Raw genomic sequence first — 11,465 nt, 5'->3', positions numbered from 1 at the left:
TTGCCCTTATCTATTGTGCGAAACGAATAAGAGTTGAACCTGCATAAAACCTAGGTTTATCTCCTATCAAAGCAGACCGCGGTGTGATGGCTTGAGAGCATAATAAATTTCCTCCTGTTAAAGCCGTTCTCAATCCGACATGTGTCACCAATCCCCAATCCGCCGTAGCTATTGGAAATTCCACATCAGCAGATGACCTAACCGTCATTTTCCCATTCTCCAATGAGGCTACAGCAAAGGTGATCGCTTTTCGCGCATATGATCCACCAGATACTTCTGTCCCTGTGTCAGCTTGTGTAGGATCAGAAGTATATAAAGCTAGATAGACTGTTGATGGTTGGGAAAAAGCCACATTTCGAAAAGCAGCATTTAAAAGTGCCGCTGATAGCCAGTTAGATATTTGCATTGCCATTTTTCTCAGCTCCTATAGTTCGTATTCGTTAATGATTTTAAAACCCTGAATTGTATTTAATCCGGTATTGGTCAGAACGATCAATGGTGTGGCTCTTTCGTCACCATCAGAAACAATTTTTAGTGTCTGCGGAGATTGTGTAATGGTTGTCTCATAAACTTTTTCATCTGATTCTGGAAAAGGGTTCTCAGACATGGTGATGGGAATCGTTAATTCTCCATCAAAGATAATCTTCTGGATATCCATTGTTCCTGCATATCGTCCGATATATCGCTTCCCTGGTCTATCCGAAAATGTAAATACAATATCTCCTTTTCGAATATTAAAAAGAGCCGCCACTTGGGCGACTCTGTTGTGATAGTCTATAGTTGAATCATCAGCCATAACGATGCATTCGAGGTTAAATGTTCGTGGTCCATAGGTACTGCCAAAGTCTAACGCTCCATCTCTATCTGCTAGTTCTAGTGTATTATCTTTTGTTGGTGGTAAAACAGGAATGTTATGAGATTTCAAACCTAACCCAATAGATGATAGTGGAACACCGTCTGCTGTAGCTACAATCAATTATTTCACCCCTGTTCTGGATTGCGCTCTACGAACAAAATTATCTCTTTCGTTCCAATAAGTCTTCGCTACCGAATCGTCCTTAATATAATTATCTCCTGAATTCATTTCGAAAATGTTGTAGATTTGATGCGGATTTGATCCTCCAAAAGAATTAGATGCAGATGTGCTGGGCATTGTGAAACTAAAAGATGGCATTCTGAAGTTCAGCATCTTAAACAAGTTGTCTTGTTGACGATCATTGATGTACATTTCTCCAACCTTAGCTGTTACCTGCGTTTCTTCTCCTCTTCTAGTTCCTTTAACTACTCCGCCTTCGTGAAAGGTCTGAAGTTTCCCTGTATCTTTTGTAACACCATAAATCTTTCGAAGTTCCTCATTTCTTGCCGCTAACCGCTCCATTTCTGATTTATTACCAGCCGCTTTTGCCGCATCCCATGCATCTTTGTTGGTATTGTACTCAATTAAATCTAAATCTTTTTTGGATGTAGTTGTTGACGTGATGAGTGATAACGCGCCGCCTACAGATGGTGTTAAAGCTGTAATAGCACTCATCTTTGATTGATAATCAGCGATAAACTGATCTAATTGTGCTAATATCTCGGCATTTTTCTCAGATTCCTTCAGCACTTGGATATTCTTCATCAACTCCGCACGATTGGCAGTGTCGGAAGAAAAGTTTTCAAGAGCTTGCAGTAACTCATCATAATGCGTTTTAGTTGCTTCAATGTCCTTATCAAAAGCATCCTTCTTAGCGTCTTTTTCGTCCTGTAGGGCTTGTTTCTGTTCTTCCAGACTTCTCTTAGCTAAGGTGCGCTCATGATCGAGTTGCAACTTCTCAATGTCTTTTTGAACCTGTTTTCGTTCCGCAATTCCGTCAGGTCCTACGGCTGAAGCAAGTAAAGCTAATCTAGCTTGCTTTTCTGATAGTGCACTCTCGTAGTCTTGGTCTTCATTTAATTCCTGTTGCTTGCTAAGTAAATCATCAATAGCTTGGATCTCGGCGTCCTTCGCAGCAACATAAACATCCCGCTCTGCCTCTATTGCTTTAATAGCAGCATTTTTAGATGATTCGATACTCGTTTTATAGTTTTTGGCTAACGTCTCAACGGCCTTCGTCTCATCTTCAATCAGCTTTTGACGTAGTGCATAGACTTGTTCGTCCGCTTCCATCCGTTGATCTGTACCAACACGATAAATAGCCTGAATTTTTAACCAATCCTGCAATTCACTTTCGGTAGTAGTCTGACCCATAGCCTTTCTATGGTTCAAATCCTTTTGAAAGTCAGAATATTGTTGCTCAAGCAAGCTTTTCTTTTGCTCGTAAATCAGCTTTTCTAGCGCAAAGCTCTGCTCGGCAGTTCGATTTTTATCTTTTGCCATTCGTTCATAGGCTTGTAGTTCCATGGTGATGATATTAATCTTACTTTTTCCAGCCATCTCCATCTTAGTGGCTTCTTTATCTATCCATGTCTGGGAATTTTGGTAACGAAGCTCATTGTATTTCACCGTTAGATCAAATACTTGTTTTTGAGCTTCCGCTTTCTGTTCTGTAGTTAAATAAGACTTCGACAACTCTTTATTATAAAAATTAAGTGATGTCTTCACCATTTCTACTTCTTGGAGATTTGCCTGTCTCATTTTTTCGATTTTTTTCTCAAGAATCGAAACATCTTCGTTGTACCTACTATCATTAAGTGCCTGAATGTCTCTAGTCCATTCTTTTAAAGCATCTTTATCTTCGGCAAGGTATTGCTTATGACGATTCTTAAGCCGCTCGTAACCAGAAATCTGTTGTTCTATGGACCAACCTTGCCGTTCTGCTACATACTGGAAGTTATCCATTTCCTCATCATATGCTTCCTTGCGTGCAGCAGCCGCTTCTTTTGCTGCCTTTTCTGCCTTTTCTGCATTTGATGATTTTGATTTATCCTTACTGCCACTTTTATCTTTAGAATTTTTACTAGAAGATACACCAAATGATGGATCTTGATACATACTGCTAAGTGCAGCTATCTTATCATCGTAAACTTTAGCTGCTGTATCATAATCATCAATAATGCTCTGAATTTCCGCTTCTGCTGCTGCTTGAGCAATACCCGCTTCTCTAAACTGTGATTTAAAGTATTTGAGATCGTCCCCGGTTTGAGTAACGTTATCTCCTGTGATAGCCTTACTACCATTTAACTGAGCCTTTAGCTGTGCCAAGCTCTTAATAGCATCTGCTTCAATTTGATAGGCAGATAATCTTTCGTCGGTAGCTACTTTTGTATTAAATGCTGACGATTTCTCTGAATTTAAGTCATCAATAGCTTTCTGGATTTTCATTTTCCGTAGATTGTTAACCGCATCCGTCTCAAACGCCCATCCATCTGCAGTTTTATAAATCGCTGATGCAAGTTCAGGATATTTGTTAATTAGATCCGTAGCGTTTGAAGCATTTAAGGACTGACCTTTTGCCAGTTCAGCTAGTACTCCGTTTAGTTCCGAAACCGTTTGACTATTTCCTTTGACTGTTGATGCCCATTCTTCTTGCGCTTTTATGAGGGCTTTAACTTCATCAGATAGTTCTTCTGTTGATGTGGAGGCGGAGTCCGTTGAATCTGAGTAACTCTCCATTGAATCCGCTGAATCTGCTGCAGCTGTGGCCAATCTACTATTCGCCGCTACACTTGCCTCTGTGACACCATTAAGGGCATCAATGGCTGATTTACTTGCAAGGATTTTTTGCTCTTCTTGGGACAGTTCTGTTCCCAAAGAAATCATTTCATTGCCCCACATTTCCCGTAGGGTTTGAACTGTTTTTCCTAATACCTTATCAACTAAACTCAGGTCGCTCTCTGAAGCGTTTTTAATAGCGAGGTCAGTATAGGCAATCTCCTGCTCTAACTCTGCTTTTCGCTTCGTGGCAGCATCCAGATTCGCTTGTTCGACGATTTTGATACTCTCAGAATATCGCGTCTTCCATTCTTCAATTTTTTGAATATCCAGCTCTTTCGCATTACCAAGTTCATCCCATTGTGATACAAGACCAGGCATCGTGGCACTGAGTCGATCCATTACATTCGCCAGTTCTGATTTCGCAGCAGAAACTTCTTTGTCCGATTTAGTGTTATCGTCAACGATAGATTTCAGTTCGTCGTATCTAGCAACTAGTTCAGCTGTTTTTCGATTCTGTTGCAGAGTCTCATCACTCACTTGACTTTGTGTACCTTTATAATAAGCCCATGCTGTTGTAGCAGCACCTATGACAACTGCAAGTCCTGCTAAAGCAGCACCTATTGGCGTGGCAATAAAAGCCTTTTGTGATACGTTAGCTGCATCGGTTGCAACCTTCATCCCAAGCATCCCTTTAGCCGCGGCAGCGACTCCTGTAACCAAAGAAACCAGAGTTTGTCCAGTCAGAATCCTGGCTCCCGTGTTTAAAACCGTAATTGCTCCACCTAACAAAAGAATCGATGTGACAGTATTTTTGATGGGCCCTGGTAGATGGTTAAACCCATCTAGTAAGATAGTGGCTTGGCCTACAATTAACTTTAATCCTCCAAGTAACCCGCTATCACCAATAGATATAATCAACTCATCCCAAGAAGCGCGTAATTGCTCAGATTGCTTTGTCAGTGTAGTCATTGTGAGGTTGTTTTCTCTTTGTGCTGATCCAAATGATTCCTCTGATACTTTAGCTACATCCATAACCTTGCTATAGTTATTCATCAGAGCGATAAATCTAGACGCTTGATCCCCCCGAGCGATGGCTTGTGTAATCTCGCTACGTTCAACATCTGAGAGGTTATCCCACTGAGCTGCAATCTTACTAAGTAATTCTGGGAACTTCATCATATCGCCATTAGCTTGTCTCATCACTCCAACATACTTTTCTAGCTTGTCTACTGCTATAGGTCTACTGGAGAAGCTAATAAAGGATTTTATAGCATTACCAGCTACAGAACCAGAAAAACCAGCTTGATTCAGTGTAGTCAAATATCCGATAAGTTCGTCAATGTCCACTCCAGCGTTTTTAGCTGTAGCACCCACTCGGTTTATACCTTCTAAGAGCTTCTTAGATGTTGTTGGAAAGTTGTTGGAAACTTCATTGAGTTTATCAAGCAACTTTTCAGAGTCTTCAGCAGCCATCCCGTAGTTGAGAATTGCTCCTGTCATTAATTCTTGAGCCTGGGAAGCACTTTGAAAGGATTGTTCAACGTTTTTAGCCATCAGTGCTGTTCTGGCCAGTTGTTCAGTTTGCTTCTCGTCAAAACCGTTCTGAGCGATGAGCGTATAAACACTCGCGACTTCTCGAAGTGCATACCCATATTCCTTGGCGCTGGATATCATTGAATCTTTGACATACCCAACGTCCGCGGATTCGCCCATGACCCGCTGCACGTTTACTAGTTCATATTCAAAGTCTTTAAGGAGACTGATTGCCTCAGTGGCTCCTCTTGTAAAGGCATAGTACAAAGTTCCCGTCATAGCAAACTGTGCGGCTGTACCCGTAATTCCGTTGATCTGAGTCTGTGTCTGAGTCAACGAACGGCGAATACGCTGTTCTTCTTGTAATGCTTTTTCGCGAACCTGTGTTTCTTTACGTTCTCTAGCCTGCAATGCATTCAACCAAAACTTCTCGTAGTTGGCTGCATATTTCTGAGATTGTTGACTTTCTCTCTCAGCTAATTGCGCTATTTTTTGTCGGATCGCTTGTTCCTGCATTAATACACGTTCTCGTGTGCTATCTGTTCCTGTAGATGACGAACTTCCTGTTGTTAATTTGAGAGCACTAGCGGTGGCTTTATTCTGTAATGTTTCCATCCGTTTTTGATGTTCTCGCTCTTGTTGCTCAATAGCATCATATCTTTTTCTAATGATAGCTTCTTGTGCAGCCATTTTAGCATCAACTAATTTATTAGCTTGTTCCATCTGGCTCTTCTTTGTCTGTATCAGCTCGGTTTGAGCTGTTCGTTGTTTAACAAGAGCTTCCGACTCAGCCATGATCTTCTTTCGCCGCTCTTCAGAAGTGAGGGCAAGTTTATTAGAAGCCGTTGCTAACGCTGTATAGTTTTTAGTGGTTACCGTAATTTCCTGATTTAGCACTTTAAAGGTTTCTGCGTTCCCTTTTACGCCTTGGTCAATCGCCTTAAATGCTGGGATCATTTTAGATGTATCTAAACTTATTCGAGCACCAACTACATCTTTGTTGTCTGCCATTGCCATCACCCCTTGATTGTTAAGGAAAATTTTCCTTTGCTACTGACACGTCTACATACAGAAAAAGAGGTCCCCGGCATCATGCGGAGACCTCTTTTTATTTTGGAAAGATACCTAAATCAGATAGATACTTTGCTTTCTTCGGCTTTTTGGTGATTTCTCCACCGTGAAGAGCAATTTGAAACTCTTGATTCCTCTTTCTAATTCTTTTGAGAGCGTATATCTTTGGGAAAGTCATGTTTTCCCATTCGCTATCTGGAATGCCTAGAGTTACACATAAGGCCCATGCATCAAGTAGTGTTTGTTCTCTTCCCTCTTCCGTCCCTTCGCTCTCGCTTTCTTCCTCAGCGTCCGGATCAGCAGGGAACGATTCCTCATAGAAATCGGGTAATGAGTTTTTCCAACTCCTCGATACCTTCGAAATCGACCTGATCATATTCTTCATCTGGCAGACCGCCTTCAAGAATAAGATTGAAAGATTCGCGATAGGCAGCTTCTATCTTAGGCCAGTCCACAGCTTTTCCTAGATCGTTTTCGACCCATGGTTCCCGGCCGATAGATACAGAGAATTGATAAGGTATCTCCTTCATGATTTTTCGAACCTGTCGTATAGTTCCAATAGTTCCGATTTTCACATTCTTAACAAGTCCTTCAGCCAGTCTGACTTCTGAACCTATATTTAATGTTTCATCGATTTGCTTTTGCACTGTTATTCCTCCTCAAAATAGATAATCCCCCGCTATAACAGCGAGGGACGTCATTGTTAATTGTTGCTTCTAGTCTACGAAGATAATAGTTGCTGCAATACCTTCTGGATTATCTGGAGTGACATCTGGTTCCAAAACCTCCAGATTAAGAGTGCTTGTGCTAGGAGTCTTACGTGCAGCTCCAACATTCAGCGTACCGCCGCCTACAGCTTTGTATACCGTCAACTGCACCTGCACCGGTTGACCTGTTCGGTCATTTATCAATTCAAAACGGTGAACAAACTTAAATGGTTTAGGACGCCGTGTTCCTTTGAAGTTGCTGGATGTTCCTTGTTTGGACCATTTATAGGTCACAATCACATTTTTGTTCAAATTCCCTGTTGCAGATGTAATAACACCGTCGGCCGAAATTGCATATTGCTCAATGGTTGGTGTTGAAGCAACTCTTTCAAGCTTGCTTAGCGTTCCATCTGCCGCTTTAAGATAGACTTCGTCGCTATCCTTAACAAACGTACCACCAAATGCTTCAATTCCTTCGATGGCATATCCAGTAGCACCGAGAATGCCTTCTTCGTTCTCATCGATTTCAACAGGACCTGTTTTTGTCTCTGCCCCTTGAGAAATCTCAGCAATTACAGCAGAATAACGCGGCAGCTCAATCGTAAGCACATCTTGCAAATCTTGTGCGGTCAAGTGAAATGCATAGCCGGACTGTCCACCAAATACTTTCGTCCAAGAGAACTGCGGTGCGAACATCACACTGTTAATTTTTTCATCAATGTATCTTAGAGTCCCATCGTAATCTCTCATCCATATCTTACCGACTCCATCAAATACTAATGGTTCCTGCATTCGTGTATCCCTCCTTGGGTAATAAAAAAGAAACTGATCAGTTTATTTGATCAGTTCCCATAGTTTTAAATCAATTTCTTTAATCCGTTTGTAATCGTTCGTTTCTTTATATCCTTCAATCGGTTGCGTACCTTGCTCCATTAGTCCGAGCTTTTTAGCCAGCTTAACTTTTTCTTTCACAAGTTCCTCAAGCTCTGTCGGCTCTTTCCTAAGTTCGGGTTTCTCTGTCACCGTATCACCCCTTTTCCTTATTTCCATATTACTTCAATTACACTTTACAATCACGTTCATGCTTTAACCATGCTTAATTAATGCGGATATAGTCGATATCATAGATACCTTTATAACCCTTTACACCGCTGATTCCGGTTGCAAAGTCACCATCGTAGGCCAACACGCACAAAAATGAATGGAATTTAGGTTGAACAATCCGCCTATCATGCAAAAGTTCGAATGACCGTTCGAATAGTAGTTTTGCTTCATAACCAGTCTTGCCATAAAAATCGAGGCAGAACTTGCCTTGGAAGACCAACGGGTTTCGTCCGTATTGCCCTGGCATAATGTACTGGCAAATATGTGGTAAGGTTTCCTTTGTCACTACTATTTCAGGCTCTACACCTTTTGTGAAGCGAGTTGCCATCTGTTCGCTATTTGCAGTTGGCGTAAGCTTCAGCATAGCCATAAACGCCGTGTCATCCTTAAGTGTGTTCTGTATAGCATCAATCAGATGAAGGCTCATGTCTTATCCTCCAAAAAGTACTTGTGGTATGGAAAGTTTTCAATTACCTCCGCAATCCCTTGTAGGATTCGATTACGATTGGACTGGATTGCGATACGTAGAAAATAGGTCGGTGGTGTTGGCTTGAACTTCGGGTCAATATCTCCACGTTCTGCTAGCTCCTCCAGGTCCACTCCAGCATAGCCACCGCCTGAGAAACGCATCGTACCATCTATGCTTTTGTAATTCCCTTGTCCACGCCCTACAACCACCTTACTGCTGCGTGATCTTAGTCGATTCCACGCATCAGAATTCATGTAAGTAACTAAACCGGGGTTTTGTGAGGCGTCCGCCATTAAAGATCCCTTACCAAACTGTTCAAGCCATGCCTGCCAGTAATCTGCTGTAATATCTCCTGAGATCATTTGATTAGCGAGTACGAACATTTCCATTTTAAGTTTATCTCGCACTGCTGGATAGTATCGTATACCACCTTTGGCAGTCAGTAGGACAATCTTTGTTAACCCGGTAATTTGGAGAGACAGCTTGTGTTCTAAATCCTTAGACGCCCTTGTAGCATCATATCCGGTGATCATCGCACACTGTCCGATAACTGCACATGCAGTAGATTGGGGTATTTAACTACATCAACGGCATCCACCTGATAAGCCTTGCCGTGGAGAATAACCTGATCTGGATGGATGGCGTCTTGAGGGTCTTTTATATCAACCGTTGTTTGTAATTGCAACGTGTATGTTGTGGAGGGCAGTAAGCCTGGATCGTCCTGACGTAGCAGCGCCGTGACGTATTGAGCAAACGCAATCACATTTTCTGCAATAGGTCTGTACTCTTCATCACCGATTTGATTGTCATTCTCGTCATATTCTCCGGAGTAACGATTGACTGTTATCGCTGCATTAGTCTTGATCAATGAGCAATATCGATCTTTCTCCGTGGTCAAACGTAAGGTTTGAACTAAGAAGGTATCGCCGTTTTCAATTAGGTCTCCCGGCTTAATCGACGAGGTTGGAGCAAACACTCCGTTGTACATGTATTCCTTACCGACAATCGTTGTTGCTCGGGTATCCCTGGAAAGTATAACCACATCCGGTTCTCCATTCACTGTACAAGGCGAATGGCGGTGTGCAAATTGTTTGAACATTAACAACGCCACCTTTCCTTGTATCGTGTTGGACCAGCAACACCGAATATTGGTGCATCTGCTCCATGTATTGCCGTGGATATCAGATCAATTAATGCATAAGCATCGTCAATCAATTGGATACCGAATGCACGCCAGTCCACAACTTGATTCTCAATAGAGAAATCGAAGTCTTTCTTGGACTTGGCAATTCTGGCCGTCATGGATGGAGCTAGCATAGCAGCGACCATGCTTACAGCCGCTGCATATACATAGTTCCTATCATCATCAATCAGTTCAGCATAATCCGGAACTGCTGTAATAACCTTCGCTTCAGCTATGGGTAAAACAGAAAGAGCGTCTATGTCAGCATCGGATAATACATCCTCACCGACTCCTAGACGCCCTCTTATTTCCTCATGATACGTTTCCGTGGTGAGGATCTTATTTGCCATCACCGTCACCACCAGCAGCGCTGATAGCCTCTTTCAGCTCATCAGCATCCATTTTGGTGTAACCAGGAATCTTCAATTCCTTGGCAGCAGCTTTCAGTTCCTTGAATTCTCCATCTGCTTGGATCATTGCAATTTGCTCCTGCAGCTCCGCCTCTCGTGCTTTAGATTCTTCAAGTTGAACTTGGAGTTCTAGTTCGCGTTCGGAAGGATTATCACTGACAATGTCATTGCTATTCACGAACATAACAAGTAATTCACCCGTTGCCGCATTCCGAACTTGTCTCTTTGCAATATCAACAAGACCTTCGGGGGCATCTGTTACGATGTCCCCAGCATTATATTCCCCTACAGCATCAACCAACACTTTTACGATTGTCATAGTATGCCCCTCTCTTACGCCACTGTAGCAAAGATATGCCAGTTGACGTATTTCAGACGCGGTAGAACCGTTGCGCCGTTGATCACTTGCCACTGGTCAGGGTCACCCTTAATCAGTTTTGCCAGTGCAAACTTACCGGGATGTCCAGTGAAGATGTCTTCATAGTTATTAGGGCTGGTTACAAGATCCATCATGGAACCCGTCATGCCTTGTCCGATGATAATGCAAGCATTGTCCGGGATGAATGGATAAAAATTACCTGATTCGTCAATATAACCGCCATCGTAGACTTCGTATTGAAGGCCGTTCAATTGTTGGCCGATAATATCTGACAGCAATCCTGCTGTCACTACTTCTTTACCATAAGTGAACTTGATCAACTCACGAATTTTAGCATTTGCCTTCAGATAAATATCGATTTGTTTGTTGACTACGATCTTTACTGGCCGCGCCCCACTGCCACGGAACTTGAGAACCCAAAGATCAATGTCAGCAAGTGGATCAGCTGTGGCCACATTGCTCCAGAGCACAGCTGCAGTCGGCTTGTTATTGGACGGTACTCCATAATTAATAGTTCGTGCTGGCATTGTTGCCGTCGCTGGCACTACAAGGCTCCCAGTGAGCGACTGCCACCGCATCCATTCGAAACGTGTTTCAAGACGTTGATTAAGATTGACCATTCGTTCAACCATATAATCTTCGCCCCATGTTTGTTCCAAGCTTGTCCCTGGCTTACGGAGAATCGCAATTTTTTCACGATCGATTATAGCTTTTTCGCGCCATTCCTGGTTAGTAAAGCTCATATGTTTCACAACAGGTGCCGCGTGAATAGGTGATGGATCGTTGAGCCCGGTTGGTGGTGTCATGCCAGTGTCGTCATACGTGATATCATATTCGATTGTTAAACCAAGTTCCGGCTTGAAATCAACGCCATTGGTCAGGATCTGAGCTCCCCGGAAACTATTGATATCAGTACGGATGTTTTGAACGACTTCGGTTAGGAAGTATGGATCAAGTACGTTTGCCATTTAT

Annotated in this window: 13 protein-coding genes; all 13 read right to left on the bottom strand. The window is 42.5% G+C overall.

What is annotated here, in order from left to right:
- Positions 1-10: 10 nt before the first annotated feature.
- The 13 genes from NST58_RS13115 to NST58_RS13055 all read right to left on the bottom strand — a co-directional run bounded on the left by NST58_RS13115 (position 11) and on the right by NST58_RS13055 (position 11,461).
- On the bottom strand, positions 11-412 hold the full coding sequence (locus NST58_RS13115; protein WP_339248250.1) for a hypothetical protein: 402 nt from the start codon (positions 410-412) through the stop codon (positions 11-13).
- A gap of 12 nt (positions 413-424) precedes the next feature.
- Complete coding sequence (locus tag NST58_RS13110) at positions 425-976, bottom strand: phage tail domain-containing protein (RefSeq protein WP_076138795.1); 552 nt, start codon at positions 974-976, stop codon at positions 425-427.
- Positions 977-6,181, bottom strand: a complete 5,205-nt coding sequence (locus NST58_RS13105; protein WP_339248245.1) for a phage tail tape measure protein — start codon at positions 6,179-6,181, stop codon at positions 977-979.
- 97 nt (positions 6,182-6,278) lie between these two features.
- Complete coding sequence (locus tag NST58_RS13100; RefSeq protein ID WP_339248244.1) at positions 6,279-6,626, bottom strand: hypothetical protein; 348 nt, start codon at positions 6,624-6,626, stop codon at positions 6,279-6,281.
- Positions 6,556-6,888 (bottom strand): hypothetical protein, encoded by a 333-nt coding sequence (locus NST58_RS13095; protein WP_339248241.1) that lies wholly within the window; start codon positions 6,886-6,888, stop codon positions 6,556-6,558. Before NST58_RS13095 ends, NST58_RS13100 begins: the two co-directional genes overlap by 71 nt.
- Before the next feature lie 69 nt (positions 6,889-6,957).
- A complete protein-coding gene (locus NST58_RS13090; RefSeq protein ID WP_339248238.1) occupies positions 6,958-7,740 on the bottom strand; it encodes a hypothetical protein in 783 nt (260 codons plus the stop codon).
- 42 nt (positions 7,741-7,782) lie between these two features.
- Complete coding sequence (locus tag NST58_RS13085; RefSeq protein WP_339248235.1) at positions 7,783-7,971, bottom strand: hypothetical protein; 189 nt, start codon at positions 7,969-7,971, stop codon at positions 7,783-7,785.
- Between the two features lie 73 nt (positions 7,972-8,044).
- Positions 8,045-8,479 (bottom strand): hypothetical protein, encoded by a 435-nt coding sequence (locus tag NST58_RS13080; protein ID WP_339248232.1) that lies wholly within the window; start codon positions 8,477-8,479, stop codon positions 8,045-8,047.
- Complete coding sequence (locus NST58_RS13075) at positions 8,476-9,054, bottom strand: hypothetical protein (RefSeq protein WP_076189998.1); 579 nt, start codon at positions 9,052-9,054, stop codon at positions 8,476-8,478. Before NST58_RS13075 ends, NST58_RS13080 begins: the two co-directional genes overlap by 4 nt.
- Entirely contained in the window at positions 9,051-9,620 is a 570-nt protein-coding gene (locus tag NST58_RS13070; RefSeq protein WP_339248227.1) for a hypothetical protein, read from the bottom strand. Before NST58_RS13070 ends, NST58_RS13075 begins: the two co-directional genes overlap by 4 nt.
- Positions 9,620-10,054: a hypothetical protein gene (locus NST58_RS13065; RefSeq protein WP_339248224.1), complete on the bottom strand. Its 435-nt coding sequence runs from the start codon at positions 10,052-10,054 to the stop codon at positions 9,620-9,622. Before NST58_RS13065 ends, NST58_RS13070 begins: the two co-directional genes overlap by 1 nt.
- Positions 10,044-10,433, bottom strand: coding sequence for a hypothetical protein (locus tag NST58_RS13060; RefSeq protein ID WP_339248222.1), 390 nt, complete (start codon positions 10,431-10,433; stop codon positions 10,044-10,046). Before NST58_RS13060 ends, NST58_RS13065 begins: the two co-directional genes overlap by 11 nt.
- Before the next feature lie 14 nt (positions 10,434-10,447).
- Entirely contained in the window at positions 10,448-11,461 is a 1,014-nt protein-coding gene (locus NST58_RS13055; RefSeq protein WP_076208611.1) for a major capsid protein, read from the bottom strand.
- Between the last annotated feature and the right edge of the window lie 4 nt (positions 11,462-11,465).

It is taken from the genome of Paenibacillus sp. FSL R10-2796 (genome assembly GCF_037965315.1).
GTDB lineage: Bacteria > Bacillota > Bacilli > Paenibacillales > Paenibacillaceae > Paenibacillus_AQ > Paenibacillus_AQ odorifer.
The sequence above is the reverse complement of the archived record's forward strand: the minus strand, read 5'-3'. Positions and strand labels throughout refer to the sequence as shown.

Coding starts and splice junctions, on each gene's coding strand:
- NST58_RS13080 (WP_339248232.1), bottom strand. CDS start 8,479: ATGAGCCTTCATCTGATTGATGCTATACAGAACACACTTAAGGATGAC.
- NST58_RS13065 (WP_339248224.1), bottom strand. CDS start 10,054: ATGGCAAATAAGATCCTCACCACGGAAACGTATCATGAGGAAATAAGA.
- NST58_RS13115 (WP_339248250.1), bottom strand. CDS start 412: ATGGCAATGCAAATATCTAACTGGCTATCAGCGGCACTTTTAAATGCT.
- NST58_RS13070 (WP_339248227.1), bottom strand. CDS start 9,620: ATGTTCAAACAATTTGCACACCGCCATTCGCCTTGTACAGTGAATGGA.
- NST58_RS13075 (WP_076189998.1), bottom strand. CDS start 9,054: ATGATCACCGGATATGATGCTACAAGGGCGTCTAAGGATTTAGAACAC.
- NST58_RS13090 (WP_339248238.1), bottom strand. CDS start 7,740: ATGCAGGAACCATTAGTATTTGATGGAGTCGGTAAGATATGGATGAGA.
- NST58_RS13060 (WP_339248222.1), bottom strand. CDS start 10,433: ATGACAATCGTAAAAGTGTTGGTTGATGCTGTAGGGGAATATAATGCT.
- NST58_RS13100 (WP_339248244.1), bottom strand. CDS start 6,626: ATGAAGAATATGATCAGGTCGATTTCGAAGGTATCGAGGAGTTGGAAA.
- NST58_RS13105 (WP_339248245.1), bottom strand. CDS start 6,181: ATGGCAGACAACAAAGATGTAGTTGGTGCTCGAATAAGTTTAGATACA.
- NST58_RS13055 (WP_076208611.1), bottom strand. CDS start 11,461: ATGGCAAACGTACTTGATCCATACTTCCTAACCGAAGTCGTTCAAAAC.